The sequence below is a fragment of the Achromobacter sp. KK8 genome, from assembly GCF_054188005.1.
Window position 1 is genome coordinate 5,238,475 of sequence record NZ_CM135178.1, and the last position, 26,728, is coordinate 5,265,202.

Annotated in this window: 26 protein-coding genes; 11 read left to right on the forward strand and 15 right to left on the reverse strand. The window is 67.9% G+C overall.

Annotated elements, in window-relative coordinates; genetic code table 11:
* Positions 1–21: 21 nt before the first annotated feature.
* The 4 genes from ACVN9Z_RS24235 to ACVN9Z_RS24250 all read right to left on the reverse strand — a co-directional run bounded on the left by ACVN9Z_RS24235 (position 22) and on the right by ACVN9Z_RS24250 (position 4,281).
* Positions 22–1,008, reverse strand: coding sequence for a tripartite tricarboxylate transporter substrate binding protein (locus tag ACVN9Z_RS24235; protein WP_047991103.1), 987 nt, complete (start codon positions 1,006–1,008; stop codon positions 22–24).
* 70 nt (positions 1,009–1,078) lie between these two features.
* Complete coding sequence (locus ACVN9Z_RS24240) at positions 1,079–2,077, reverse strand: cyclase family protein (RefSeq protein ID WP_458212745.1); 999 nt, start codon at positions 2,075–2,077, stop codon at positions 1,079–1,081.
* Between the two features lie 52 nt (positions 2,078–2,129).
* Complete coding sequence (locus ACVN9Z_RS24245; protein ID WP_458212746.1) at positions 2,130–3,401, reverse strand: CaiB/BaiF CoA transferase family protein; 1,272 nt, start codon at positions 3,399–3,401, stop codon at positions 2,130–2,132.
* Positions 3,402–3,435: 34 nt separating this feature from the next.
* On the reverse strand, positions 3,436–4,281 hold the full coding sequence (locus ACVN9Z_RS24250; protein ID WP_241122907.1) for an HpcH/HpaI aldolase/citrate lyase family protein: 846 nt from the start codon (positions 4,279–4,281) through the stop codon (positions 3,436–3,438).
* Between the two features lie 85 nt (positions 4,282–4,366).
* On the opposite strand from ACVN9Z_RS24250, the gene ACVN9Z_RS24255 reads away from it, so the two are divergent.
* From ACVN9Z_RS24255 to ACVN9Z_RS24270, 4 genes are all read left to right on the forward strand, one after another.
* Complete coding sequence (locus ACVN9Z_RS24255; RefSeq protein WP_026382935.1) at positions 4,367–5,248, forward strand: LysR family transcriptional regulator; 882 nt, start codon at positions 4,367–4,369, stop codon at positions 5,246–5,248.
* 23 nt (positions 5,249–5,271) lie between these two features.
* Positions 5,272–6,135: a prephenate dehydratase gene (locus ACVN9Z_RS24260; RefSeq protein WP_458212747.1), complete on the forward strand. Its 864-nt coding sequence runs from the start codon at positions 5,272–5,274 to the stop codon at positions 6,133–6,135.
* A 170-nt stretch (positions 6,136–6,305) separates the two neighbouring features.
* Positions 6,306–6,749 carry a DUF695 domain-containing protein gene (locus tag ACVN9Z_RS24265; RefSeq protein ID WP_049053443.1) on the forward strand — a complete coding sequence of 148 codons (444 nt, stop codon included), beginning with the start codon at positions 6,306–6,308 and terminating at the stop codon, positions 6,747–6,749.
* A gap of 58 nt (positions 6,750–6,807) precedes the next feature.
* Entirely contained in the window at positions 6,808–7,410 is a 603-nt protein-coding gene (locus ACVN9Z_RS24270; RefSeq protein WP_458212748.1) for a hypothetical protein, read from the forward strand.
* An 84-nt stretch (positions 7,411–7,494) separates the two neighbouring features.
* On the opposite strand, the gene fhuE is transcribed toward ACVN9Z_RS24270, so the two are convergent.
* The 5 genes from fhuE to ACVN9Z_RS24295 all read right to left on the reverse strand — a co-directional run bounded on the left by fhuE (position 7,495) and on the right by ACVN9Z_RS24295 (position 13,246).
* The gene (gene fhuE, locus ACVN9Z_RS24275) at positions 7,495–9,690 is read right to left on the reverse strand and encodes a ferric-rhodotorulic acid/ferric-coprogen receptor FhuE (RefSeq protein WP_458212749.1); all 2,196 of its coding nucleotides are present in this window, start codon (positions 9,688–9,690) and stop codon (positions 7,495–7,497) included.
* 200 nt (positions 9,691–9,890) lie between these two features.
* On the reverse strand, positions 9,891–10,448 hold the full coding sequence (locus ACVN9Z_RS24280; protein WP_458212750.1) for a hypothetical protein: 558 nt from the start codon (positions 10,446–10,448) through the stop codon (positions 9,891–9,893).
* A 102-nt stretch (positions 10,449–10,550) separates the two neighbouring features.
* Positions 10,551–11,153, reverse strand: a complete 603-nt coding sequence (locus ACVN9Z_RS24285) for a hypothetical protein (RefSeq protein WP_458212751.1) — start codon at positions 11,151–11,153, stop codon at positions 10,551–10,553.
* 241 nt (positions 11,154–11,394) lie between these two features.
* A complete protein-coding gene (locus ACVN9Z_RS24290) occupies positions 11,395–11,991 on the reverse strand; it encodes a hypothetical protein (RefSeq protein ID WP_127481478.1) in 597 nt (198 codons plus the stop codon).
* A 109-nt stretch (positions 11,992–12,100) separates the two neighbouring features.
* Positions 12,101–13,246 carry an alpha-hydroxy acid oxidase gene (locus tag ACVN9Z_RS24295; RefSeq protein ID WP_458212752.1) on the reverse strand — a complete coding sequence of 382 codons (1,146 nt, stop codon included), beginning with the start codon at positions 13,244–13,246 and terminating at the stop codon, positions 12,101–12,103.
* Between the two features lie 228 nt (positions 13,247–13,474).
* On the opposite strand from ACVN9Z_RS24295, the gene ACVN9Z_RS24300 reads away from it, so the two are divergent.
* Entirely contained in the window at positions 13,475–13,897 is a 423-nt protein-coding gene (locus ACVN9Z_RS24300; RefSeq protein WP_053499589.1) for a hypothetical protein, read from the forward strand.
* Between the two features lie 64 nt (positions 13,898–13,961).
* Here ACVN9Z_RS24300 and ACVN9Z_RS24305 read toward each other — a convergent pair whose 3' ends face one another.
* From ACVN9Z_RS24305 to ACVN9Z_RS24315, 3 genes are all read right to left on the reverse strand, one after another.
* Entirely contained in the window at positions 13,962–14,756 is a 795-nt protein-coding gene (locus tag ACVN9Z_RS24305; protein WP_458212753.1) for a hypothetical protein, read from the reverse strand.
* A 134-nt stretch (positions 14,757–14,890) separates the two neighbouring features.
* Positions 14,891–16,066 carry a diguanylate cyclase domain-containing protein gene (locus tag ACVN9Z_RS24310; RefSeq protein ID WP_458212754.1) on the reverse strand — a complete coding sequence of 392 codons (1,176 nt, stop codon included), beginning with the start codon at positions 16,064–16,066 and terminating at the stop codon, positions 14,891–14,893.
* A gap of 142 nt (positions 16,067–16,208) precedes the next feature.
* Positions 16,209–18,374 (reverse strand): TonB-dependent siderophore receptor, encoded by a 2,166-nt coding sequence (locus tag ACVN9Z_RS24315; RefSeq protein WP_080564182.1) that lies wholly within the window; start codon positions 18,372–18,374, stop codon positions 16,209–16,211.
* Between the two features lie 392 nt (positions 18,375–18,766).
* Between ACVN9Z_RS24315 and ACVN9Z_RS24320 the strand changes: the two genes are divergently transcribed.
* A complete protein-coding gene (locus ACVN9Z_RS24320; protein ID WP_054444083.1) occupies positions 18,767–19,582 on the forward strand; it encodes a DUF7822 domain-containing protein in 816 nt (271 codons plus the stop codon).
* A gap of 87 nt (positions 19,583–19,669) precedes the next feature.
* On the opposite strand, the gene ACVN9Z_RS24325 is transcribed toward ACVN9Z_RS24320, so the two are convergent.
* Entirely contained in the window at positions 19,670–20,611 is a 942-nt protein-coding gene (locus ACVN9Z_RS24325) for an aromatic alcohol reductase (protein WP_054516914.1), read from the reverse strand.
* A gap of 212 nt (positions 20,612–20,823) precedes the next feature.
* Here ACVN9Z_RS24325 and ACVN9Z_RS24330 point away from each other — a divergent pair, with 212 nt between their 5' ends.
* Both ACVN9Z_RS24330 and ACVN9Z_RS24335 read left to right on the forward strand, forming a co-directional pair.
* Positions 20,824–21,723, forward strand: a complete 900-nt coding sequence (locus ACVN9Z_RS24330) for a LysR family transcriptional regulator (RefSeq protein ID WP_241122703.1) — start codon at positions 20,824–20,826, stop codon at positions 21,721–21,723.
* Between the two features lie 148 nt (positions 21,724–21,871).
* Positions 21,872–22,780, forward strand: coding sequence for a DNA/RNA non-specific endonuclease (locus ACVN9Z_RS24335; RefSeq protein WP_080981665.1), 909 nt, complete (start codon positions 21,872–21,874; stop codon positions 22,778–22,780).
* Positions 22,781–22,814: 34 nt separating this feature from the next.
* Here the strand turns inward: ACVN9Z_RS24335 and ACVN9Z_RS24340 are convergent, their stop codons facing one another.
* Positions 22,815–23,540, reverse strand: coding sequence for an NAD(P)-dependent oxidoreductase (locus ACVN9Z_RS24340; RefSeq protein ID WP_155866143.1), 726 nt, complete (start codon positions 23,538–23,540; stop codon positions 22,815–22,817).
* A gap of 165 nt (positions 23,541–23,705) precedes the next feature.
* On the opposite strand from ACVN9Z_RS24340, the gene ACVN9Z_RS24345 reads away from it, so the two are divergent.
* The 3 genes from ACVN9Z_RS24345 to ACVN9Z_RS24355 all read left to right on the forward strand — a co-directional run bounded on the left by ACVN9Z_RS24345 (position 23,706) and on the right by ACVN9Z_RS24355 (position 25,854).
* Positions 23,706–24,155: an EF-hand domain-containing protein gene (locus ACVN9Z_RS24345; RefSeq protein WP_049053095.1), complete on the forward strand. Its 450-nt coding sequence runs from the start codon at positions 23,706–23,708 to the stop codon at positions 24,153–24,155.
* Positions 24,152–24,937: an APH(3') family aminoglycoside O-phosphotransferase gene (locus tag ACVN9Z_RS24350; protein WP_006386339.1), complete on the forward strand. Its 786-nt coding sequence runs from the start codon at positions 24,152–24,154 to the stop codon at positions 24,935–24,937. Before ACVN9Z_RS24345 ends, ACVN9Z_RS24350 begins: the two co-directional genes overlap by 4 nt.
* 242 nt (positions 24,938–25,179) lie before the next feature.
* A complete protein-coding gene (locus ACVN9Z_RS24355; protein ID WP_054445321.1) occupies positions 25,180–25,854 on the forward strand; it encodes a hypothetical protein in 675 nt (224 codons plus the stop codon).
* Between the two features lie 60 nt (positions 25,855–25,914).
* Here the strand turns inward: ACVN9Z_RS24355 and ACVN9Z_RS24360 are convergent, their stop codons facing one another.
* Positions 25,915–26,712, reverse strand: a complete 798-nt coding sequence (locus ACVN9Z_RS24360; protein ID WP_054444087.1) for a hypothetical protein — start codon at positions 26,710–26,712, stop codon at positions 25,915–25,917.
* Between the last annotated feature and the right edge of the window lie 16 nt (positions 26,713–26,728).

The following is a 26,728-nucleotide window of genomic DNA, read 5'->3' on the forward strand; positions in this document are numbered from 1 at the left end:
GGCGCTGCCCGCCCCGGCCGATCAGTTCACGGTGATGTTATTGGTTTTCACGACCTCGGCCCAGCGGACCTGTTCGGCGTCGACGAACTTGGCGAAGTCCGCGGCGCTGCTGCCGACCGGGGTCAGGCCGAGCTTGGCGAGCTTGTCGCGGGTTTCGGGGCGGGCCAGCGCTTTCTGCACCAGGTCCTGCAGCTTGGCGACGACCTGCGGATCGGTGCCGGCCGGCAGGAAGAAGCCGTTCCATTCGACGACGTCGAAGGCCTTGACGCCGCCTTCGCTGACGGTGGGCACGTTGGGCAGGTCGGGCATGCGCGCGGCCGACGAGACCGCCAGCGCCTTGAGCTTGCCGGTGCTGACGTAGTTCAGGCTGGACGCGGCGTTGGCGAAGTAGACGTCGACCTGCCCGCCCATGACGTCGACGATGGCGGGCGCGCCGCCCTTGTACGGCACGTGCACGACGTCGATCTTGGCATCCTTCTTGAGCAGTTCGGCGGCCATCTGCGCCAGGCTGCCGGGGCCGTACGAGGCGAAGGTATAGCGGCCGGGGTTGGCGCGCGCGGCCTTGATGAAGTCCGGCAGGCTGTTGAAGGCCGAGCCGGTTGCGGCGACCAGGATGTTGGGCACGCTGACGGCCTGCGAGACGGGAATGAAGTCCTTCTTGGCGTCGTAGGGCAGCTTGCGCAGCACGGGGTTGATGGAGAACGCGGAGGCGTCGTACAGCACGGTGTAGCCGTCGGGCTTGGCGCGGGCCACGTAGGCGGCGCCGATGGAGCCGCTGGCGCCGCCCTTGTTTTCGATGACGACGCTCTGGCCGGCGACTTCCCCCATGCCCTGGGCGATGATGCGGGCGGCGTTGTCGGCGCCGCCGCCGGCCGAGTACGGCACCACCACGGTGATGGGCTGGTCGGGGTAGCCGGCGGCGTGGGCCGCGCCCAGGGTGCCGGCCAGGGCCAATGCGGCGGCCACGGGGCGCAGTGCGGCCAGGGCCGCGTGATGGGTTTTCTTCATGTGTGCTCCTCACGTCTCCCCTGCAGGGGATGTTGAATCGATCCAGGATCGTGGCGCGGTCCGTCCGAGGTCAGACGGTCGCGATGGGGTTGACCGGCGCGCCCACCAGGCCGGGCACGTACATCGGTGCGGCGGTCAGGAAGAAGGCGTGGCGGTCGTGCTGGCGCAGCCAATGCGCCAGCGGGGTCAGGTGCCAGAGTTCGCCCAGCGGCAAACCCAGCTTGAACAGGCATTGTTCGTGTAGCGGCAAGAGCGGCCCGCTGCCGCTCTCCAGGTGATGATTGCGCAATTCCACCGCGTGGTTGTCGGCGGCGATGGCGGCGATGCGGCTGTCCTTGATCCAGGCGAGCAATTGCGCGTCGGCGCCGTCCAGCACGCAGCAGCTGGTCTTGAGCCGGTCCTGCTCGTCATCGCGCAGCGTGAGCGCGAGGTCGGCCAGGCCGGTATGCAGGCACAGGATGTCGCCGGGGCGCACCTGCACGCCGTCGGCGTGCATCACGTCCATCAGGTCCTGGTACGAGACCTTGCGGTGCGCGTCGCCGAAGCGGGCGCGCAGGTCGACCATGACGCCGCGCCCCTGGATGCCGTGCCGCGCCATGGGCGCGATGGACAGATCCTGGGTGCCGGTGAAGCCGTCGGCGCGCGGCTCGCTGACGGTGAAGCCGTTGTAGCCGGTGGGCTGCGGCTGGCCGGTGCCATGGGCGTCGTACATCGCGCCGACGTGGCCCAGGGCGTCCCATTGGGTGGAGTACTGCGGCGACAGCGTGACGCGGTCGTCGCTGACGACGTCGGTGGCGCCCGGCACGTCGCGCGCCAGCGGATAGCGGTACACGGGCACGCCGTTCTTTTCGGCGGGCTGGATCACGGGGCCCTTGCGCCGTGGGTTGAGCACGGGCGCGCGCGGCACCGTCAGCGGCAGGCTCAGGGAAAACGACAGGCCTTCGCGGATTTCCGCGACGGCGGCCAGGCGCGCCTGGCGATTCAGGTGGTTCAGGGTGCCGAGCTGGTCGTCGTCGCCGAAGTCGCCCCAGTTGGAGCCGTCGGGACGCTGCTGGTAGCGTGGATGCATTTTTTTTGTCTCCTCGTTCTGTCTCGGACGAGTCTTATGATCGTTGTGGCGGCTATTGCACCACCGAGGATTGCCGTAATTGGGCAATTTCGGACGCGGTGTATCCCAGGGTGGACAGAATTTTTTCACTGTGCTCGCCCAGGCCGGGCGCGCCACGCCCTGCTCGGGACTCGTTGCACGCCGCCTCGGAGTCACCGCGCCCTGCTCCAGATTCGCCGCGCCCCTCCCCCGACTCATCGGCAGGCGCTGGCGCGGCGCCGCCGAAGTGGGCCCATTGCGCCAGGCCCAGGTAGTTGCCGGCCTGCGGGTTGTGGTACGGCCGCATGAGCCCCATGGCCTCGACCTGGGGATGGTCGAACATGTCCTCGACCGGGCGCACTTCGGCGCAAGGCACGCTCTGCCCGAAGCGCTCGGCCCATTCGCGCGCCGAAGCGCGCGCCAGCGCCTGGCGCACCAGGGGCACCAGCACGGCGGCCTGGGCGGCGCGCTTTTTGACGGAGTCGTAGTCAGGGTGTTCGGCCAGCTCCGGCAGGTCCAGGTGGCCGCACAGCGCGCGCCAGAAGTGCGGCGTGTTGGCCGACAGGTACAGGTAGCCGTCGCGGGTGGGATGGATGCCGGTGATGCCGCCCGAGCGCATGTCGCGTTCGATATGGCGCGGTTCGCCGTCGGCCCACACCAGGCGGGCCGACTGCATCGCCAGCGCGCTGCCCAGCAGCGAGACCTCGATCGCCTGGCCACGGCCGGTCTTTTCGCGGCGGTAGAGGGCCGCCGCCACGCTGTTGGAGATCAAGGCGGCGCCGTAGTAGTCGACCACCGAGCCGTACAGCACTTCGGGCGGACCGTCGGCCTTGGCCTGGGCGGCGCACATGCCGGTCATCGATTGCAGCACCTGGTCGTAGCCGGCGTGGCGCGCCATCGGGCCGACCGCGCCATAGCCGGTCATGGCGCAATAGACCAGGCGCGGGTTGACCGCCGACAGCGTGGCGAAGTCGATGCGCAGGCGTTCGGGCACGCCGGGCCGGAAGTTGTGGACCAGCACGTCGGCCTCGCGCACCAGCCGCAGCAGGATCTCGTGGCCGGCGGCTTCCTTCAGGTTCAGGCACAGGCCGCGCTTGTTGCGGTTGATGCCCAGGAAGGCGCGGCTTTCGCTGGCCAGCGTCGACGGGTACTTGCGCAGGTTGTCGCCTTCGGGCGGCTCGACCTTGATGACGTCGGCGCCCATGTCGCCCAAGAGGGCGCAGCCATAGGGGCCGGCGATGTAGGCGCTCAGGTCCAGGACCTTGATGCCGGCCAGCGGCAGGTCGGCGGGGGATGCTTGTTGCATTGCGGATTCACTCAAAATCGGTAGCGCGGCCGCGTCAGGCGGCGCGGCCGGCGGCCAGCAGCACGTCCTGGGCGCGCCGCACGAAGGGGGCGTCGATCATCTTGCCGTCGAGCACGAAGGCGCCGACGCCGTCATGCTCGCGGCTGGCGGACACGATGCGCTCGGCCTGGGCGATCTCGTCCGCGCTGAAGCCGAACACTTCGTTGGCGATGGCTATCTGGCTGGGATGCACGCACGACTTGCCCAGGAACCCGAGCGAGCGCGCCAGTTGCGCCTCGGCCCGAAAGCCCTCGGCATCGCGCACGCGGGCGTAGGCCGCGTCCATGGCGTACTTGCCGGCGCAGCCGGCGGCCAGGCGCAGGGACAGCATCACCGCGCGCAGCGTGTCGGGCTGGTAGCGCTCGATGCCGAGCGGCTCGAACAGGTCGGCCAGACCCAATTGGAGGCCGGCGACGCACGGATGGGCCGCCGCCAGTTGCGCGGCGTCGGCCAGCGCGAGCGGGGTTTCGACGGTGACCAGGAATTCACCGGCGAAGCCGGCGTCCATGGCCTCGTCGATCGCGGCGCGCAGCGCGGCGGCGCTTTCGACCTTGGGCAGGTTCAGCACGTCGATGGGCAGGCCGCGCAGCGCGGCCAGGTCGGCGGCAAAGTCGGGCGTGTCGGCGGCGTTGACGCGGACGATAATTTTCTTGGGATGTTGTTCACGGACGGCGGCGAACGCGGGGGCGCCCAGCCAGGCCGCCAAGGCGGCGCGGGCTTCCTGCTTGCGGGTCGGCGCGACCGCGTCCTCCAGGTCGAAGGACAGCGCGTCGGCCGCGCTGGCCAGGGCCTTGTCGAACAGTTCCGGACGCGAGGCGGGAACGAAAAGCTTGCTTCTCATTGATGTCTCCTGGCCGCATTGTGGCGCTGGAGACGTGCGATCGGGGACAGCCAAATTACGATAAGACGATAGAATATCTATCATCATGAACACCGACTTCCTGCACACGCTGGCCGCCGTGGCGCGCCATGGCTCGATGGCCGAGGCCGCCCGCCGCCTGGGGTTGACCCACGGCGCGGTGGCGCAGCAGATCCGCAAGCTGGAACAGGAACTGGGCGTGGCGCTGGTGGCGCGCGCCGGCCGCACCGTGCACCTGACCGCCAAGGCCACCGAACTGATCGAGCCGATGCGCGAGGTGCTGGAACGGATCGAGAAGATCCGCTACCTGGCCCGTTCCGACGAGATGATGGGCGAGCTGCGGCTGGGCGCCGGCAATACGGCGCTCAATTCGATGGTGCCGGCCATCCTGGAACACCTGGTGCGGCGCCATCCGCTCATCAACGTCGAGATCCAGCCGGGCCATTCGGCGCGCTTCTACCCCGCCATCGAAAGCGGCGAACTGGACGCCGCCATCGCGCTGCAAGCGCCCTACCCGCTGTCCAAGAGTCTGGGCTGGCAGTTGCTGCGCGAAGAACCCTACGTGCTGGCGGCGGCGCCGCGCCATGCCGGTCGGCACCCGCACAGCCTGCTGACGGCCGAACCCTTCATCCGCTACCAGCGCAGCGATTGGGGCGGGCAGCACATCGACGATTACTTGCGGCGCGTGGGCATCACGCCGCGCGAGCGCTTCGAGCTGAACGCCATCGAATCCATCGCGGTGATGGTCAGCCGCGACCTGGGGGTGGCGATCCTGCCGCGCTCCACCAACGGCGCGATCGAACGGCTCGGCCTGCTCGCCCTGCCGCTGCCCGAGCCCTGCGAGCCTCGCCGCTTCGGCCTGATCTGGTCGCGCGGGTCGCCACGGCTGGCGTTGATCCGCGCCTTTCGCGACATTGCCGTTGTAGAGTATGCCAACGCGGGCGCCTGACCCGCGCGCTACAAGGGGAAAGCATGAAGAAGACCATTCTGTCGACGCTCGTCGGCTGCTCGATGTTCGCACTGCCGCTGGCCGCCAGCGCGGCCGGCCAGATCGGCTACCTGGGGCCGGCGGGTTCGTGGACGCACCAGGCCTGCCTGGATCTGTTCGGCCCCGCTGACCTGGTGCCGCTGACGCGCGACGACCTGTTCAAGGGCTACCAGTCCGGCAAGATCGAGCGCGCCTGCGTGCCCGTGACCACGTCGGTGGTGGGCGTGACGCCCTACCTGGACGCTGTGCTGGCCCTGCCGGACGTGATGATCGTGGCCGAGTATCCGAAGATGCTGGGCTACAGCCTGCTGGCCAAGCCGGGCACCAAACTGGCGGACGTCACGGAGGTGCTGGCGCACCCGGTGGCGTTCGAGGAGGTCAAGCCGTGGGTCGACCGCGAGATGCCCAAGGTCAAGCGCACCGAGGCCGCCAGCGGCGGCGCCGCCGCCAAGACGGTGGCCGACAGCCCGGGCCATGACAAGGCGTCGTTCGGGCCCAAGGTGGGCGCGTTGGTCTATTCGCTGGTATCGCTGGTGGATGGCATCGAGCAAGGGCCGCACAACGTGACCCGCTGGTGGGTGCTGGGCCGAGCGATGCCGGCGCCGACCGGGCGCGACAAGACCTCGCTGCTGGTCGACACATCCGACGACAGGTTCAACGACACGTTGGCGGCGCTGGTCGATGCCAAGGTGCCGGTGCTGACGATCTACGAACGGCCCAGCAAGAAGACGCTGGACACGCATCGCTACGTGGTCGAAGTGGCCGGCCATGCCCGGCAGGAGCCGCTGGCGTCGGTGTTGGCGGCCCATCCGGGGATACGGCTTTTGGGCTCGTACCCCCGCCAGTGATTCCCGCGCTCGCCGATCTGGCGAAAGATCCGGTTGCACTTTATTGGGGACATACGCAAATACGCCCTTGATAATGCGGACCTTCCCTCGGCAGCGCGTGCGCACAACATTGCCGGGCAATAAGAAGCGCCGGGCCCGCGGGCCCGGCCAGCAACCCAGGATCCCATTCAATGAGCCGTATTTTTCCAGGCGACCTCTGGTCCGTGGGCGAAGCCCGCATCAACGATCTGTTGGTCGTGGTCCGCTTGCGCACCGGCCTGCCGCCGGCGCCCACACGCCAGGTCAATGAGAACCTGGTCATCATTTCCTGGCCGTACACGGGCATCGAAAACGGCATGCCCAATGAAGAAGACAAGCAAAGCACCAACCGCTTCGAAGAAGCCATCGAACAGGCTTTCGACGACTCCGACATCGGCGTGCAGGTGGCTTGCCTGACCGGCAATCACCAGAAGGAATGGCGCTTCTACACGCACGACGTCGAAGCGTTCCTGGACGCGTTCAATGCCTGCCTGGCGGGGCATCCGGTCTATCCCATCCGACTGGGCACATACAAGGATCCCGACTGGAATGGCCTGGCGGGACTACAGCCGGAAGGCTCCGACCAGCTTCACTGAAAGGCCCCCCCGGCCGCGCCCTCGATCAGGCCGGTCGCCATTTGCAGAGGATATTATTTTGAAGTTCAAAGCCGCACTCCTGATCTCCGCCATCACCGCCATGGTTGCCACCCCCGCGAATGCCGAGCCGCCGCGCTCGGTGGACGCCCGGAGCTTCGATATCGCCGGCGTCAAGACGGGCATGGACTACGACGAAGCGGTCGCCGCCGCAGCGAAGAATTTTGGCGTGGGCAAGCATCAGATCAAGGCGGGTTACCCGACGCTGAACCCCGTCACCAACACCAAGCAACCGCAGAATTTCAGCTACGAAAAAGATGGCGTTCGGCTGGTGGTGCATTTCGAGCCGCGCGTGCCGGTCGACAAGCAGCGGCCGCTGGCGGTGTCCCAGGTCAGCTACGAAATGCCGTGGACGCCGGCCAACAAGGACGCCATGGCGCAGGCCGTGGTGCAGAAATACGGCAAGCAGTCGAACTTTCCCAACCAGTTGAACCTGGAGTGGTGCCAGAAGCCCAGCACCAATCCCGGCATGGGTTGCTCGACCGACATGACGCAGGCGGTGTTGAAATACAGCGGCGTGAGCGTGCAGCTGTATGACCCGGCCTGGACCAACGCGCGGATCGAGTTCATCAACCAGTCGAACAGCCGCAAGCCGAGCTTCTGACGTTGGCCCGGCGCCCGCGATACGCATGGCGGGCGCCGTCGCGTGGACCATAAGCAAGCCCGTCCGAACCGGCCGGGCTTGCGCTCAATACTGATACCGCATCGTCAACGTCGCGCTGCGCCCCGCCGCCCACGCGCCCTGGCTGTAGAAGCCGATCTGCGAGTAGTACTTGCGGTCCATCAGATTGTTGACGTTCAGCTGCGCCGACAGGCTCTTGTCGAACCGGTAGCGCGCCATCAGGTTGACCAGCGCGTAGCTGCCCTGCCCCACGCGCTCTTCGCCATTGGGGCCGTTGGCGATCGTGTAGACGTGGCTCTGCCAGTTGACGCCGCCGCCCACCGTCAACCGGTTCCAGTCGCCCGGCAATCGGTAGGTGGTGAACAAGCGCACCAGGCTGCGCGGCTGGTCGGTCTGGATGGGGCTGCCGTCGCCGTCGCGCGCGGTCCAGTGCGACCATCCCGCCGCCACGTTCCAACCGGGCGAGACTTCCCCCGACACTTCCAGGTCGAAGCCCCGGCTGCGCGTGCCATTGGCGGCGCGCGAGGCCTGGTTGAGCGTGCCGGGCACCAGATAGCCGACGTCGTCCTGCGCCAGATTGTCCTGGTTGATCTGGAATACCGCCGCCGAGGCATTCAGGCGGCCTTCGAGGAATTCACCCTTGATGCCGGCCTCGTAGGCCTTGCCCTCCAGCGGATCGAGCCAGTTGCCGTTGCGGTCCTGCTTGTCCTGCGGGTTGAAGATCCCGGTATAGCTGACGTACGCCGTGTAGTTCTCGTTGATGTCGTACAGCAGGCCGGCGTACGGCACGAACGCGTCCTTGTCGAACGCCTGCCGGCTGCCGCCGCCCCACCCTACCGCATCCGTCTTCCACGTGCTGTAGCGGCCGCCGACGATCAGCTTGAGCGGGTCGGCCAGGCTGAAGCGCAGCGCGCCGTACCAACCGGCCTGCTTGGTGGTATAGCGGCTGGCCAGGGTGGAGGTGTCGCTCCATTGGGGCTCGGGATACGAGCCGTCCCAGTCCAGGAAATTGCCGATGGGCGCCGGCGAGACCGCACCACGGTTGCGGAAATCGGCGTACTGGCGGGTGAAGCTGGCGCCGACCACCGCTTCGTGCTGGCGGCCGAACAATGAGAATGGGCCAGAAGCCTTGAGGTCCAGGCTGTTCTGCTTGCGGTCGCCGTAGTAGCGCTGGGCCGACGCGCCCATGCCCAGGCCGGTGACGCGGTCGGGCCAACCGGTCAGGTAGAGCAGCTTGCCGTCCATTTCGTGCTTGGAGTGCGAACCGACGGCCTGCACGCGCCAGCCGTTGTCGAAGCGGTGCTCCAGGCTGGCAAAGGCGCCTTCGGTGGTGCTGGCCCACTTGGTCCAGTCGGCGCCGGTGTTGAGCGAGCGTTTCCAGTCGGTGCGGCCGCCGTCGGCGTACCACAGCGGGAAACCGCCCCAGCTGCTGCGTTGCGGGTCGTTGTCCTGGTAGTTGAAGCCGACGCTCAAGGTGGTGTGGGCGGTCAGGTCGGCGTCCACCACGCCATAGAAGACCTTCTTGCGGTTCTGGTAGCCGTCCAGGTAGGAATGATTGTCCTGGTAGGCCGAGACGATACGGCCGCGCACGCTGCCGCTGGCGTTCAGCGGCGAGGACAGGTCGGCGCTGGCGCGGTAGGTGTCCCAGGTGCCGGCGCTGACGCTCAGGTCGGCGGTGAATTCGCGGCTGGTGGCGTGCTTGCGCACCAGGTTGACCGAGGCGGACGGGTTGCCGGTGCCGGTCAGCAGGCCCGTTGCGCCACGCACCACTTCGACGCGGTCGTAGATGATGGGGTCGATGGATGATTCGCCCGCCGAATAGCCGGTCTCGAAGCTGGTGGGCACGCCGTCGTACAGATAGTTGCTGATGGCGAAGCCGCGCGAGCTGAAGGTGTAGCGCTCGCTGTCGTAGTTCTGCACCGAGATGCCGGGCGTGTTGCCCAGGATGTCGGTCAGCGAGCGCATGTCCTGGTCCTCGATGCGCTGGCGCGTGACCACGGTGACCGACTGCGGGGTTTCGCGCAGCGTCAGCGGCAGACCGGTGCTGGCGGCCGTGGCGCGCGGGGTGTACGAACCCGTGCCCTCGGTGGTGGTCGGGTCGCCGTCAGCCTGGACCTGCACGGCGGGCAAGGTGGCGACGCCCGACTCCTGCGCCAGCGCTGTGCCGCTGGCCAGCGCCATCAGCACCAGGCTGGTGGTGCGCCGCAGGGCGAGGCGTGGACGAATGGGGGAAATCAGGCTGGCGGGCCGCGGGTCTTGCATGACGCTTCCTTGCAGGATTGGTGAACGATTGGCAAGGAAGTGTAATGCGAACTCTTATCATGTGCATTTATGTTGCTGATATGCACAATAGGGATTGCCCCGATTGGGCCAGGCCTTGTAGGGGTTTTCGACGCGTGGCACGCGCGCGTCCGGGCTATGGTGCCGCCGTCCTGGCCGCGTCGGGCCTGGCTTGTCGGGAACTACTTCCCAACACCCTTCGGAACAAATAATGCGTGCGCGCCATTGGCCAGGTATGCCCCGTTCACGCCATCGAATCTGCGTGCCGCGTCCGGCCATGCTATGAATTTCCGGTCAACCCTGGTTCCGCGCTGACCGGTAGCCGCGTCGACGGATACCAACTTCTCCGCGCGCGCCTTTGCCTCGCGCAGCACGATCGCCACGAATACCTCGGTATTCTCGTCACCCGCCGGAATTGATGCCCGCAGCTCGCCGTTGAGCATGGAATCCGGAAGAAAGTCCGCCGCTCTTGACCTCAAAAGGCTGACCAGCCCTGACCCAACCAGCGCGTAGATCCACCCCTTTCCCGAGGGATGACGTTTCACGTAGCGATTGTGAAAATCCTCTTCGGAGATGATGGAGGAATCCACGATCGTTACATGAACCCCTTCACACGCATCGATTCGAGTCCTGTATCCCGGCCGCTCGACGTCCGGCTGCTCCTGCATGTTGATGAACCGGATAGAGGGGCGGGCTTTCATGAGCGCGGCGGCGAATTCAGCCTCATCCGCTGAAGTCATGAATAAGCACTGTTGAACCATCTTGGAGTCAGCCACGGGTCGCCCTGTTCCGGTTCCGCAATACATGCGCCCACGCCAGGATCACTGGCATGAACCCTGCCCTTACCGATCCACCGACTTCATGTCGCAGCTCGTCTCCTGCACGTCGCACAGCCCCCGGAACCAGGCACGCCCGGCCAGTTGTTCGCCCTTGGCGCGCTCGACGATTTCATCCTGCGGCGAGCGCTTGCGGTCAACCAGATAGTCCAGCAGCACCCAGTCCTCGTGGCAGGCGCGGATGCCCTGGATCTTGCCCATTTCGGTCAGCCAGTCGCTGCCCAGGTCCACCAGCCGCTGGCTGGCGGCGTCGGGCCTGGCATAGCCGCGCGCGGATTGGATGCCGACCCGCGCATCGTCCGCGCGGATCCAGCCTTCACCCTTGTAGACCTTGCGCGGCGCACGCTCCGGATATTCTTCCTCGTTGTAGGCATCGCTGGCGTTGGCGATCCTGAGCCAGCCATCCCTGGCTTCCTTCACGTCGAAGGTGACGCTGTACGAATACTCCGGCTCGCCCGCGGCGGGTTTGGCGGGGATCTGGCCCAGGACCTTGGCACCGGCGGACGGCGCGGCGCGCACGGTGATCGAGGGCTTGTCGTAGTTGGCCCAGGCGCTGAAGGCGCAGGCGGTCGGCCCCTTGGGGGCTTCGGCCTGGGAATTGGCGGCCATGGCGGCCGACCCCGCAAAGAGCGAGAGGACGGCGATTGAAGCGGTCAGACGAGGACGAATATGCATAACGGCTCCGGAACATCGACTATTTGAATAGGGCACATGAGAGAGATGCCTTTCATCCGCAGCGATGTCAAGCAGTTTAGTGCCATCACAAAATAGCAGAGCCATTTAGGACATTGCGTGCACACGAGTATCCTGACGGAAATCCCAATTGAAGTGTTACCCAGCCCATTTCAAGCTATACCCGCTTGATTGCAGAGTAGGATACCGCAATCTTAACGCTCCCATTCTGCTCAAAGGAAAACGAATATATCGTTTTCGGGCGCGAAGATAGTTCGTTGGAACGTTCCGAGGCGTCGGCCACGTCTTTCATCGGCGATTGAAGGGAAGCGGCCTTGCTCTCCTCGGAAACCGTACCCTGATTCAAACCAAGGACGGGTTCAATTCGCTCAGTCACTTGGGCAGCTTCGTTGCCTACCCTATTCAGAGCTCGACGAATTTCCTTGCTCAAGATCTTCGTAAAGTCCCACGCGGCATTTCCGAGAATACCGGCCAGGAAGGTTGTCTGAATCACGTTCTCCCGCACGAAATCGGAGACGGAAGTGACAACGGAAAACAGAATGGATCCATTTTCAACGCTAGTTATTTCAGACCGGATTTTTATCGGTTCCTGGCTAAGAGGAGAATACCCAGCCGCTCTTCCTGAGGTCGACGCTTTATTTATTGCGCGGTTTATCCCAGTGAGCAAAACACCTAGTTCTGCAATCGTCAGATTTTTGGGCTCGCCCTCCTCGGTCGCTCGAATTCGGATTTGAAAATTAACTTCTTCGGCCATTTTTCACCTTCCATAGTTCTGGACACAGCGCCAAGCAAGCATTCCTCAGATTCGACGGCAAATCATTCGGCAACTTGATCCCCTGCCCGGCCGCCCATAGCTCCCTCAATCACCGGAACCGCAGGTGCCGCCGCTGCAACTGCCCCACCGTCCGGCACCCCATCAGCTTCATCGCCCGCTCGATCTCCACGCGCATCTGTTCCAGCGCCCTTTCCACGCCGGGCCGCCCGGCGGCAGCCAGCGGGAACAGGTAGTAGCGGCCCAGCCCCACGGCCTTGGCGCCCAGCGCCAGCGCCTTGAGCACGTGCGTGCCGCGCTGCACGCCGCCGTCCATCATCACGTCGATGCGGTCGCCGACGGCGTCGACGATCTCGGCCAACTGGTCGAAGGCGCTGCGCGAGCCGTCGAGCTGGCGGCCGCCGTGGTTGGACAGCACGATGCCGGTGCAGCCGATGTCGACGGCGCGTTTGGCGTCCTCGACCGACATGATGCCCTTCAGGCAGAACTGGCCGCCCCACTCGCGCACCATGGCGGCGACATCGTCCCAGGTCATGGCGGGGTCCAGCATCTCGGTGAAATAGCGGCTGATGGACATGGCGCCGCCGCCCATGTCGACGTGGCCGTCCAGCTGCGGCAGGCGGAAGCGCTCGTGGGTGGCGTAGTTGATGGCCCAGGCCGGCTTGATGGCGAACTGGGCGATGCCGGCCAGGTTCAGGCGGAACGGGATGGCAAAACCCGTGCGCTTGTCGCGCTCGCGGTTGCCGCCGGTGATGCTGTCGACCGTCAGCATCATGACCTGCACGCCCGCGGCCTTGGCGCGCGCCATCATGTCGCGGTTCAGGCCGCGGTCCTTGTGGAAGTAGAACTGGTAGACCTGCGGGCCGCCGCTGATCTGGCGCGCCTCTTCCAGGCTGACGGTGCCCAGTGACGACACGCCGAACATCGTGCCGAACTTGCCGGCGGCGGCGGCCACGGCGCGTTCGCCGTCGTGGTGGAACAGGCGCTGCAGCGCGGTGGGCGAGCAATAGACCGGCATGGCCAGCTTCTGGCCCATGACGGTGACGGACATGTCCACATTCGCCACGCCGCGCAGCACGTCGGGCACCAGGTCGCAGGCCTCGAAGGCCTCGGTGTTGCGGCGGTAGGTGGTCTCATCGTCGGCGGCGCCGTCGATGTAGTTGAAGATCGGGCCGGGCAGCCGCTGGCGCGCCATGCGGCGAAAGTCGTGGAAATTCTGGCACTGGTTCAGACGCATCGGAAGACCTTTTATCTACGCTGCACGTACAAACGACATACCGGTTGCCACCTCGCCGGCGGTGCAAACCACTGGGCCGCTGACGGTCCGGGTCGGGCCGGGCGCCAGGGCATGGAGCGGAATTGTAGTCCGACGCGCCGGGGCGGCCGCTTGCAGACATCACATCTCGGACAGCACGGCCCTGGAGTCTGATACCGTTTGCGTTGTCGCCCCGCCCTTGCCGCCGTCATGCCCCACCGCCCCGATCTGTTCTCGCCGCCGCCCCGCCAACGCGCCGCCCGCGCCAACTCGCTGCTTTGGCTCCTGGATCCGCTGGAGCGTGACCCCGGCTATCTGCGCCGCAAAATGTTCGGCTGCGACGCCGCCTACCTGGACGGCGCGCTGTACCTGGTGGTGGCCGACCGCGAAGCGCCCTGGAACGGCGTGATGGTGTGCACCTCGCGCGACCGCCACGCGGCGCTGCAGGCCGACATGCCGAGCCTGCTGCCGCACCCGGAACTGGGCAAGTGGCTGTACCTGCCGCAGACCGACGAGGCGTTCGAGAGGCTGGCCGGACAACTGGTGGAACTGGCATTGGCGCGCGATCCGCGCCTGGGCGTGGCGCCCAAGCCGCGGACGCCGCGGCGCAAGTCCTGGCGGGGCGAGGAATAACGCGGGCCGGCGCGCCCTTGCGCCGCGCGTGGCATGCCCTTACGGCAGCCATGGCCGAATTGGCTCACATCGATCCGACCGGGTCGCCAAACACCTCGCGCCAGGGCCGCGACAGCACATCGGCGTCCGCCGTCGACAGGTATTGCGGCGCCCCCCGCGCCATGGCGGCAAACAGCAAGGCGTCGCTGGCCCCGTCCCACGGCGCCGCGAGCGACTCGTCGACCTCGCCGTCCTCGTCCACTTCGCGAATGAACGCGGCGTCGCCATCGACGGCCTGGGCGCGTTGCCGCAGCAGGCCGTGGATCTGCAGCAAGCCGCCATGCACGGGCGAACGCGCTCCGCCCCGGCGGCGCGCGGCGGCCAGCACGCCATACCATTCCGATTGCGGCGGCGCATCGGCAGGCGTGGGGACGCCCTCTTCGTCTTTCGACCAGCGCTCCCAGACGCGACCGTAGCGGTCCCAGCCGTCGGCAGGCAGATCGGCGCCCAACGCCCGCGCCTGTTCGCGCGTCAGTTCGGGAATGCGGGCCAGGATGTCGACCACCGCCTGGCCGTGCGGGCCGAACAGCGCGCCCAGCGGCAGCGGTTGCAGCAGTTCGATCGCGGCGGCGCGCCAGTAGCCGGGTTGCGCCACCAGTCCGGACATGTCGCCCAGTTGCGTCACGCGCACGCGCCACAACTGCCCGGGCCAGCGGCGGCCCAGCGTCATGGTGGCAATGGATTGATCGACGACCAGCCAGGGCGGCTCGGCGCGCGCCAGGCGGACGTGGTTGCCGGCGCGTTCAAGCGCCATGTCGGGATCGGCGGCGTCGAACCAGAAACCGTCGCGGTCGGAAGAGGCGGGCGTGGAAGTCGTCATGGCCGTCATTATCTGTCCAAAGCGTCGGTCCAAAGCATCGACCCAAAGCGTCGATCCAAAGCGGCGGCCGGCGCGCGAACGGCCACCGGGCATCCTGCCCCTCGGGCCGCGTCATTGCCTGGGACGGCGGCGCCTCAATCCGCGGCGGCCCGTTCGGGCGCCAGGGCCTCCTCCAGCCGGTTGCCGCCCAGGGACTTGGCGCGATACAGCGCCAGGTCCGCACGCGCCAGCGCATCGGCCAGCGGCGGCGCGTCCTCGTCGAAACAGGCCAGGCCGATGCTGACGGTGGCGGCGATGCCCAGGCCATCGGCCGGGTTGGCGATGGTGGTGGCAAAACGGCGGGCCGCGGCCGCCCCCAATTGATGGGCGCGGCGGGCGTCGTCACCCGCCAGCAGCGCGGCGAATTCCTCGCCGCCAAGGCGCGCCAGGATGACCTGCGGCCCGAGCGCATCCCGGGCCACCGTGGCGAACGCCGCCAGCACCAGATCGCCGGTGTGGTGGCCGTAGCGGTCGTTGATGGCCTTGAACTGGTCCAGGTCGAACGCCAGCACGGCGATGGGCTCGCGCCCCGCGCTGGCCGCGATAAGGCGCGCGCCCTGCTCGAAGAACCAGCGGCGGTTGCCCAGCCGCGTCAGGTAGTCGGTCTGCGACTCGCGCACCAACTGCGCATGGGTTTCCTCGCGGATCAGCTTGATCAGCGTCATTGGCAGCAGCACCGAATACAACACCCCTTCGTACATGGTGATATTGCTGGCCAGCAACTGCACCGACGGACCCTCGACGGCGACCCACCACGGCAGCAGGAAGGTCCGGCAGAAATAGACCAACGCATGGATGCCCGCGACGGCGATGGCGAAGTTGCGGGTCTTCAGCGTCTTCATGGAATCGCAGCGCAGCAGTTCCCAGGCGGTCAGCGCGCTGACCAGCGCAATGGGCAAGGCGCTGACGTATTTCCAGACCACGTCCTGCCCCGGCACGCCGGCCGCCAGCCAGATCAGCGCCATGACCGCCAGCAGGCCCACCGAACGCTTGCGGTAATGGCGCCCGCTGAGCGAGGCGACGCTGTTCAGCACCAGCAGGTAGCCGCTGAGGATGACCAGATTGCTCAGCGACGCGCCGATCGCGGCAGGCATGTCGGCGCGGAACAAGGCGCAGATACAGCCCACGGCCAACGTGCCGAAACCGGCCGCCAGGATACCCAGCGAGCGGCTGCGATTGGGATGGGTCCGATGCTCCCAGAACGTCAGGCCGGCACTGGCCAGCAGCGTTCCGATGGTGATGAAGTAAAGGGTGAGGAGATCGACGTGCATCTCGGCCGGAAAGAGGTGGCACGCCAGGAGGAAATTGCGGCGGCGTTCGCAATTTTAGGGGGAAATCCGCCGCGGATATGTGACGGGGCGGCCGCTATCGGGGGCAATAAGTCCCCAATTAGGCCGCCCCGCCCGCTTGGTGTCAGAAGCGATACGTCACGCTGCCCACCACGGTGCGGCGGGTGCCGAAGAAGCAATCGCCACGGGCAAGGCAGGTGCCCACGTACTGTTTGTCGAACAGGTTGGTGACGTTCAGCGCCAGGCGCATGGGACCCGCATCGTAGGCCAGCACGGCGTCATACAGGGTGACGGCGGGCACGCCGTTCTGGCCGGTGCCGTCGTCGCTGCTGCCGTTGTAGCGCACGCCCGCCCCCGCCAGGAAGCCCGGGGTTCCCATCACGCTGAAGCGGTAGTTGGCCCAGAACGACGCCATGTGCCGGGGAATGCTGGCCAGTTGGCGCCCCTGTTCGGCCGGCGTGCCCTTGGCCACCTTGGCGTCCAGGAAAGTGTAGGTGGCCACCAGATCGACATTGCCCAGCGACGCCAGGGCTTCCAGTTCGGCGCCCTTGGTGCGGGCCTCGCCGACCTGCACCGTGTCGGCAATGCCGTTGACCACGCCGGCGACCTTGCGGTTTTTCTCGGTCATGTCGAACACGCTGGCGGTGACCGTCAGGTTTTCACCCGGCGGCTGGTACTTCAGGCCCGCCTCCCATTGCTTGCCGCGCAGCGGCTTGAACGCCTGGTTGGCACGGTTGAAGCCGGCCAGGCCCTGGAACGATTCCGAGTAGCTCAGATAGGGATTGAGGCCGGCCTCGGAGCGGTACATCAGGCCAAAACGCTTGCTCATTTCGCTGTCATCGCGCGACCCGGACGGCGTATCGTCCACCGACGCGCGCGAGCGATCGTGGCGCAGCCCCAGCATCAGCAGCCAACGCTCCCATTCGAGCTGGTCCTGCATATAGAGGCCCAGTTGGTTGCCGCGCGAGGTCGGCGCGCTGACCGTCGAGGTGGGCGGCGTGAAGTTGCCATACACGGGGTTGTGCACGTCGATGGGCGCGACCGTACCGCCCACCCCCTGGCGCGCATCCAGCACGGAACGCTGGTAGTCGATGCCGGTCAGCAGGGTGTGGCGGATCGGGCCGGTCTGGAACTTGAACTGGCCCTGGGTGTCGACCACGAACTGCTTGAGGGTCGGCTGGTTCTGGTAGATCACGCGGCGCAGCAGCGTGTCGCTGCCCGGCACCCAGCCGTGGCCGGCGCCGTTGAAGCCGGCGGTGTAGATGCTGCGATAGTCGACCTCGCTGTGCGTGTAGCGCAGGTTCTGCCGCACCGTGACATTGTCGTTGAAGGCGTGCTCGAACTGGTAGCCCACCGCGCTCTGCCTGGCGGTGTACTTGTCGAAGTCGGGTTCGCTGACGAAGAAGTCCTGCGGGATGCGGCCGGCCGGCGTGCTGGTGAGCGTGCCGCGCCAGGGGAAGAAACCGACCATCGATCCGCTATTGTCTTTCTGGAAATTGGCCAGCAGCGTCAACGAGGTCGCGGCGCTGGGCCGCCAGGTCAACGACGGCGCGATGAAATAGCGGTCGTCGTCGACGTATTTGACCGAACTGTCGCTATCGCGCCCCAACGCGACCACGCGATACAGCCACTTGCCGTCTTCGTCGATCGGGCCGGTGAGGTCGGCCTGGATCTGCTTGCGGTTGTGGTTGCCGTAGCTGACGCCGATCTCGCGCATCGCCTCGGGCTGTGGCCGCTTACTGATCTGGTTGACGATGCCGCCGATGGCGCCCTGCCCGTACAGCATGCCGGACGGCCCGCGCAGGATCTCGATGCGCTCCAGCGCGTAGGGGTCGGGCCGGGTGTTGTTGTAGGACCCCACGGCGTTGAGCAGGCCGTCGAGGTATTGGGTGGAATCGGTGCCGCGGATCTTGATGGAGTCGCCGCGATTGTCCGGCCCGAACGCGCCGGCCGTGACGCCGGCGGTATAGCCCGCCGCCTGCTGCACCGACTGGGCGCCCTGCAGCGTCATGCGATCCTGGGTGATGACGCTGATCGACTGCGGCGTTTCCATCACCGGGGTGTCGGTCTTGGTGGCGGTGGCGGCACGCTTGGCGACAAAGCCCTGCACGGGGCCGACCGCGGTTTGTTCGACGTCGCTGCCCGTGACGGTGACGGCGGGCAAATGAACTTCGGCAGGAGCGGACTGCGCCAGGGCGGCGCCCGGGATCCCCAGGCCGAACACGATCAGAGACAATTGCCGGGCACGGAAATGCACCGGGCGCCGGCGGGACGAAAGGCGTACAGCCATGGAAACTCCGTTCACACGTGAATAATAATAAGAACCAGTCTTATTACATTTAGGAGCGGAATTATAGCCACACTGTTTCAGCTGAATGCCAGGATCAATGGTTTTATGACAATGGGAATTGATCCCGGAATTATGATGACCGCCGCCTCCGATCCGTGACGCATCTCGCGCCGCGGATAAGCCGACCTTTGGACGGCCGGGAACTCGCGCGGGCCGCGGGCGGTTTGACGCCCGAGACTCCACCGAAACACCTGGTGGCAAACCGTGGCAGCCTGCAACGGTGCCCCGCGCTGGCTGGGGTTCAATAGCGCCACGCGGCGCCCGGACAATCCCGCCGCGGCCCCGCCGCGCGCTTGCGCCGGCGCCCCTCCCCCTTTCGAGGTCCCGCCCCCATGGCCAATCGATCCTATCTGTACAGCCTGAGCAACCGCCCCGCCAGCTATGCCGACCGGCCCGAAACGATCTGCGGCCTGTCCGAATGGCCGTATGCCGTCCCGTTCTCCTACCGCTTGCTGATGTCGGGCGATCCGCAGTTGTGCGCGTCCTTGATCGCCGACGGCCTGGAAGACGACGAGCCGCATCGGCGCACCCGGCTGTATGCCATCAGCAGCCGCTTCGAGCCCGGCCTGGCGCGCATCAAGCGCTTTGCCGAGATCGTGCGGGCGGCGGTGGGCGGCGCCGCGCCCGCGACGGCAGCGACGCCAGCGGCCGAGCCGGCGCCGTCGCTGCTCGGCAGGATCCGGCGGCTGTTCTCGTCCGCCGACGCCGCGCCGGCCGGGCCTGCGACCACGGCCCCGACCGAACTGCTGGCGGCCCTGGACGAGACCATCGCCTTTCTCGAGGCGCACCGCGACGACTACCTGCTGCTGGAGACCATCGAACTGGACGTGATGGCCGAATCGGAAGAGGCCGCGCTCAAGGCGAGCGTGGAAAAAGAGCTGGCGCGTTGCCGCCAGGCGGGCGCCGCGCTCGACGCGCTGCCGGCCGATCCGGCCGAGGCCGGCCGGCAGTTGCTGGCGGCCACCCGGGAACGCGGCGCCGCGCCGCTGGATGCCCTGCACGGATTGCGTTTGGACGACAGCTTCGATGGCGGCCGCAACCAGCGCGTGGACTACATCCTGGGGCTGATGTGGAGCGAGGTGCTGTACTTCGACCTGCTCGACCGCGCCGAATTCGAGGCGCGCCAGCGCGAGGCGCAGGCGGAGTGACACCCGGCCGGCGGCCGTGCGCCGGCCCCTGCCCCTGCCCGCTTTGCCCCCTGCCCGCTTTGCCCCCTGCCCGCTTCGGCCCCGCTCCTACGGCACGACGCCCGCCGCCCGCCGCAACGCCTGCCGGTTCTCGCGCACCCACGCCGTCAGGCCCTGCGTGGCGATGCCGCGCGCGGCGTTGAAGGTCCGCGCCGGATCCCACGCCACGCCCCGCCCTTGCGCGAACACGGCGCGGTACTTGCGCATCGGATCGCCAGGCGCGGCGGCCAGCTCGCGCATCAGCGCCGGCACCGTCCGGGCCTGGCGCTGTGTCTCGATGCCGAGCGCCCGGTCCACCGTGTCGGCCAATTGGCGATAGCTCACGGTATCGCCGGCCACGTACACCACCTGGTTGGCCAGGCGCGGCTCGGCGCGCAGGATCGCGGCGGTCAGGGCGCCGATGTCGTCGGCGGTGGTGACGGTCACTTGCGTATCCCAGCCGCCCAGCGCGTTCACCCGCCGCGCCGCCAGGTCGACCACGCCGAAGGCCGGTTCGAACAGGAAGCTGGTGAACATGCCGGTCGAGACGATCAGCCACTCCGTGGCGGACTGCGCCCGCAGCATGTCGCGCACGTCGAGCTGCTCGTCGAACAGGTCCTGCGGACTGCCCCGGCCGATGAGGTCGTAGTCGACGCCGAACTGCCAGGGCACGAAGCGCCGCACGCCGCCGTCCAGCGCGGCGCGCGCGATCTTGCGCTGCACGCCGGGGCCGCCCACGAAGCCGGTGCACGACACCACGGTGCCGAAGCGGCCGAACAGCGCGGCCAGTTCGGCGGCCGGTTGCGCCAGCAGGTCGCCGCTCACGATCTGCACGCCCAGCGCGCGCAGGGTGGCGAGATCGCGCTGCTTTTGCGGATCGTCGGTGCGCAGGGACGACGGGCGCAACAGCACCGCGAGCGTGCCCGGGGCCGCGCGCGGCGCCAGGCCGCGCAGCATGGCCAGGCCGAGCTGGCCCGCGCCCAGCACCAGGGTTGCATCGGGATTCGACATAGGAAACTCCACAGACAAGGATGAATGCGGCCGGCGCGGACATCGCGCCGCGGCCCGGCCGTCGGACGCAGGCAGTGTAGGAGCGCCCGCCAGCGCCATTGTTCGCCGCGCCTGAACACACAAAGCGCGATCCGCGAACCGGCCGCGCCGCCCCGCTTGGCCGGGCGCTTGCTAACATCGCCCTTCCCTATCCGCATCGCCGCAGGCCGCCCATGGACAAACTTCAAGCGATGACGACTTTCGTGCGGGTCGTGCAGGCACAGAGCTTCAGCAAGGCCGCGGCCACGCTGGCGCTGCCGCGCTCGTCGGTGACGACGACCATCAAACAGCTCGAAGCGCTGCTGGGCACGCCGCTGCTGCGGCGCACGACGCGCAGCCTCAGCCTGACCGAGGCCGGCGCGCGCTACTACGCCTCGTGCCAGGCCATCCTGGCGCAGATCGCCGAAGCCGAGCATGCCCTGGCCGCCGACGCGCAGACACCGCGCGGCCGGGTGCGGGTGGACATGCCGGGCGCCATCGGCCGCGCCCTGGTGGTGCCGCGCCTGCGCGAGTTCGAGGCGCGCTATCCGAATATCGAGCTGGTGCTGGGCCTGAACGACCGCCCGTTGGACCTGGTGCATGAAGGCATCGACTGCGCGATCCGCAGCGGGGCGCTGGCCGATTCCACGCTGGTGGCCCGGCCGCTGGGCCGGTTGAGCTGGCTCACCTGCGCATCGCCGCTGTACCTGGCCCGATTCGGCGAGCCGGACTCGGTAGCCGCGCTGGCGGCGCATCGCGTCGTCAATTACCTGTCGAACGCCAGCGGCCGGCCGCTGGACTGGCGCTTCCGTGTCGATGGCGAGGACGTGGCGCTGGCGCTGCCCGGACGCTACGCGGTCAACGAGACCGAGGCCTATCTGCATTGCGGCCTGGAGGGGCTGGGCCTGATCCAGTTGTCCGAGCTGGCCGCAGGCATCTACCTGCGCAGCGGACGCCTGCGCGAGGTGCTGGCGCAGGCGCGTTGCGCGCCGGTGCCGATCGCCATCGTCTACCCCCAGGCGCGCGCGACGGCGGCGGTGAAGACGTTCGTGGAGTGGGTCATCACGATCGCGCGGCAGGACCTGCCCGCCTGAAACGCGCCAGCCGGCGTGGCCTCGCCGGGTGCGACATCGCATCGCCCGCGGCGCGCATGCCGCACGGCGTGACAAATCCATCACTCATCTACAATCCGGGGTCATAGTGGTCGCCCGCCAGGGCGGCAGGTCCGTAGCCCCAGGTAGCATGACCCGCGCGAAGAAACCCGCTCCCAGAAAGAGAAGCTCCACCTCCCGCTCCCAAAGCCGCGCCGCCGGCCGTGTGCCGCGTTTCCTGCGCGCGCTGATCGTCAGCTCGCTGGCCAGTTTTGGCGCCGCCACCTATGTGCTGCATCCTCAATGGAAGATGCCCGCGGCGGTCGGCGACATGCTGTCGCGCCTGGAATGGCCGTCGTTGCAACGCAGCGCGCCGGTGGCCCTGCCCGCGCCCAACGCGGCGCTGGTGCAGACCGCCTTCAGCGACTGTCCGCAGTTCTTCCCGAACGCGCAGCCGCCCGCGGTGCCCGCCGCGCAACGCTTGCGCGAAGTCTGTTTTTCCTCGTTCGCCATCCTGCACAACGGCGCGACCAAGACGCCTGTGTTCGTGGCCGAGCGCCTGAACCGCCAGAACCTGGCGCAGGCCAAGGGACTGCACCGCACCGACAAGTTCTACGCCGAGGCGCGGGTGCCGCGCGCCGAGCGTTCGGAGCTGGATGATTACCGCGGCTCGGGCTACTCGCGCGGCCACATGGCGCCGGCCGGCGACATGGCCACGCCCGAGGCCATGGCGCAGAGCTTTTCGCTGGCCAACATGGTGCCGCAGGACCAGAGCCACAACGCCGGCCCGTGGAGCCGCATCGAGCAGGACACGCGCCAATACGTGATGCGGGCGGCGGGCGACGTGTACGTGTTCACCGGGCCGGTGTATGGCGACCGCCCCAAAACCATCGGCGCCGGCGTGGCCGTGCCCACCTATCTGTACAAGGTCGTGTACGACGCCACCACACACCGCTCGTGGGTGCATTGGCAGGCCAACAGCGCCGGCACCAAGGCCGGGCCGCCGATCGGCTACGACGAATTCGTCAAGCGCACGGGGCTGCGGCTGCTGCCGCAATAAGCGCGGGCGGTGCGCGCCCGCGCCCTCTGGCGATTCAGCCCGGCGCCGTGTCGTAGATCACCGGCATGCGCCCGCGCCACCGCTCCCAGGCCGCGCCGCCCAGGGCCAGCTCCGCCATGAAATGCGCGACGTTGATGCGGCTGGTGCGGCCCGCGTCGAAAATGGCGCTGCGGACCGGCGAAGGATGCGCCTCGTAGCCGCTGACGGCATCCCGGTCGACCAGGCTGTCGGGGCGCACGACGGCCCATTCGATCGCGGGATGCGCCTGGCCCACCACGACGCGCAGGTAGTCGGCGGCCGCTTCGTTGTCGGCGTGCGGCGGCACCAGCGCGCGCACCAGCGCCACCACGGCGCGCTGCGCCAGCGAGAGCGGCTCGCGCAAGTCGCGGTTGCTGTTGCCGGCGGTGTTCATCAGCACGAACCTGACCGGCCGGCCCGGCGCATTCGCCATGACGGCCTCGCACAGGCGCCGCACCGCATCGGCCACCAGCCGCCGCGGCTGGCCGTAGATGCCGCGCAAGCTCATGCCATGGCCCAGGCACGACGCCACCGCCGTGCAGCCCGCCACGTGGCGCGCCATCGTGGCCGGGTCCAGGTCCAGCACGCTGGCCTGGACCAGCGACAGCCGCGGATCGCCCGCCCACGCCCGCAGCGCATCCGGCGAGCGCAGCAGCGCCCTGACCGGCTCGCCGCGTTCCAGCAGTTGGCCGACCAGCAGCCGCCCGGTCGCCCCACTGGCGCCGACCACGAGTGTCGTCATCGCCGATCCTCTTGATATGCATGGCGTGATTGGTAACCAAGGATTGTATCTGGCCCCTTCATCGCGGATTCAGGCAAAATGAGCCGCGCGCGAGACCGCGTTGCGGCCCGGCGTCGGGCACGGCAAGGCGACGCGCGCCGCATCTGTCGCATAAAAAGGAAAACGATGAAGAACGCCACCCGCATGGGCAGCCTGACCGCCGCGTTGCTGCTTGCCTGCGTTGCCGGCAATGCCATGGCGGCATCCACGCCGGCCGCCGCCTCCCCGGCCCCGGCCAAGTCCGCGCCGGCGCAGGCAACGCCAGCGAAGGAAACGCCGGCAAAAGACACGCCGGCCCAGCCCGCGCCCGCCACCGACGACGCCCTGGACAACGCCAATACCGGCCCCATCAGCGAGGCCGAATACATGACCCGGGCGGAGATGTCGTTCAACAAGCGCGACGTCAACGCCGACGGCTATCTCAGCCGCAGCCCCCTGCTCCAGGAAGCCACCGTCGAACAGGTCGTGGCCATGGACACGGACGGCGACGGGCGCATCAGCAAGGCCGAGTACCTGGCCTACATGCTGAAGAACTTCCGCGCCCGGCCCAAATTCGAGCACGGCATCAAGCGTTGAAGGCCCAGGCCCGCTACACCCTGCCGGGCCCCATCGCCGACTTCATCGGCGACGCTCCGCTCATCGCCGACCAGGTCGGCGAATCGCCCAGCCGGGTCTACCACTTCACCCGCGGCAACGACGTCTTCTTTCTCAAGGCGTCGGCGGCGGTGTATGCGCCCACCACCTACAGCGTGCGGCGCGAGGCGCAAGTGCTGCAATGGCTGGCCGGCCATCTGAACGTGCCGGAAGTGGTGCGGGTGGCGGACAACGCCGATGGCGAATTCATGCTGACGCGGCGCGTGCCCGGCGTGCCGCTGCAGGCGCGCATGGACGATGCCGACACCGCCATCGGGCTGTTCGGCGAGGCCCTGCGCCAATTGCGCGCGGTGCCGGCGGACGATTGCCCGTTCGACGCCGGCGCGCCGATGCGGCTGCGCGAGCTGGACTATCTGCTGGCGCGCGGCCTGTGCGCCGACGACCACGACCTGACGCAATGGCCCGGCCTGGCGACGCCGGCCGACCTGGTGGCGCGGCTGCATGCCACCCTGCCGCGGGAAGACCCGGCGTTCAGCCATGGCGACCTGTGCGACAACAACGTGTTCGTCGACGAACGCGACCGGCTGCATTTCATCGACCTGGGCCGCGGTGGCGTGGCCGACCGCTGGCAGGACGTGGCCTTCATCCACCGCAACCTGCGCGACATTTCCGAGGACGCGGCGGCCACTTTTCTCGGCACCCTGGACGTCGCGGACGACCCGGCCAAGCGCCGCTTCTTCGAACAGCTGGACGAGCTGTTCTAGGGCGCTGGCCCGCGGATACGCGCGCATCCACGGGACAGCGCACCGGCCTTGGCGCGCGGCCGTGCTCGCCGCCGTCACGGGCCGCTGGTATCCTCGTGGCGATTCTGTTAACGATTGGATACACAAGACGGAAATCGGCAATTACCCCGCCGGACCGCGCGTGCTAAGTTACGTCCCCGTTGATGCGGCCATGCGGCGCGCCAACGGCGATGCGCTTCCCCCTTCCTTTCTTCACGACCATCATGCACAACAACCAAGATCGCGCCCCGGCCCTGGCCGGCAAGAAACGGATAGCCGGCCTGCGTGCGGTCGCCCTGGGCCTGGCCCTGGCCGCGACCGCCGCCACCTCCCTGGCGGGCGACCTGCCGCCGCGCGGCGGCGCCGCCACCCAGCCGCAGACGCAACAGCCGCAGACGCAACAACAGGCGCAACCCCAGGACGAAGGCCGCCTGCCGCCGCGCGGCGCGCCGGCCCAGCAGGCGCCGGCCCGCGCGCCGGCCCCGGCCCCCGCGCAGCAGCAAGCCCAGGCCCCCGCCGGCACCGAACAGAAGACCGAGATCAAGAGCCAGGCCGCCTACGAGCGCCTGCTGCACAACAGCGGCATCAGCGTGCAATGGCTGTGGACCGACGCGCGCGGCAAGCTGAACGCGGTCGACGACAACGACGTGGTGCGCCTGGAAGGCGGCCACACCAACGAAAACGGCTCGGTGACGATCAAGGGCCAGGTGCTGTCGATCTCGGCCGACCGCTTCACGTTCCGCGGCACCATCCTGATCGTGGACGCGCCGGACAAGGGCCGCCGCTGCGAACGCACCGGCGACTACGAGTTCCGCGCCACCGGCAAGCGCAAGTACTGGCGCCTGCAGCAGATGGAAGCGTGCGGCGGCCTGACCGACTACGTCGACATCTACTATTGATCGACGCGCTGGCCCCGACGCGGCGCCCCCGGGCCGCCGCGCCGGGTTCAATGCCCGTGTCTACAAATGGCGATGGCTGCACGCCATCGGCTGGCCGACCAGCTCGCCAACCAGCCGCGCCAGCGCCTCGGCGCTGCCTTCTTCCAGGCAGTTGGCGCGGATCATGCGAAACCCCAGCGCCATGCTGAAATGCCAGTCCAGGTCGAACAGGTGGTAATCGCGCCCGTCGGCCGGATTGCGCCAGCGCACCGCCGGGTCCTCGTACGCCGCGCCGATGAAGTCGACGTGCGAGCCGAACGGCGGCAGTTCCTCCAATGGTTCATCCGAGCCCGGCAGGCTCGGCATTTCCAGGTTCTCGCCCACGCCGACGTACGGCTCGGGCCCCTCGTAGGCCAGCAGGATCACGCTGAACCCCGTCGGGTCGGCGTCGTAATGGGCGCGTTGCCCGGGATTGAGCAGCGCGCGGGCGGCCGGTCCAAGGCAGAAATGCGGGCTGCGCCAACTGCTGCACTCATCGTCGAACGACGGATCGGGCACGATGCCATGCGCCGCGAGCAGCGCCAGCGTCTCTTCCATGGTGTCGTGATGCCGCACCGGCACTTCGGGCGGCAGGTGGCCGGCGGACTGGTACAGCGCGATCACGTCGCCGGTCGTGCGCAGGCCTTCGCGGTACTGGAACGAGCCCTCTTTCAGGCCGGCCAGGCCGAGACTCAGGGTGTCCAGGGCCTCGCGTGGCACGCGATCGCCGCGCGGCTCCAGCAGGTAGCCGCCGGCCAGCAGGCGCGCTTGCAGCGCCGGCCAGTCGGGCGGCGGCAGATGGGGGTAGCGGGGAAAGATGAACTGATGATGTTCGGACATCCTGGGCAAGCCTCGT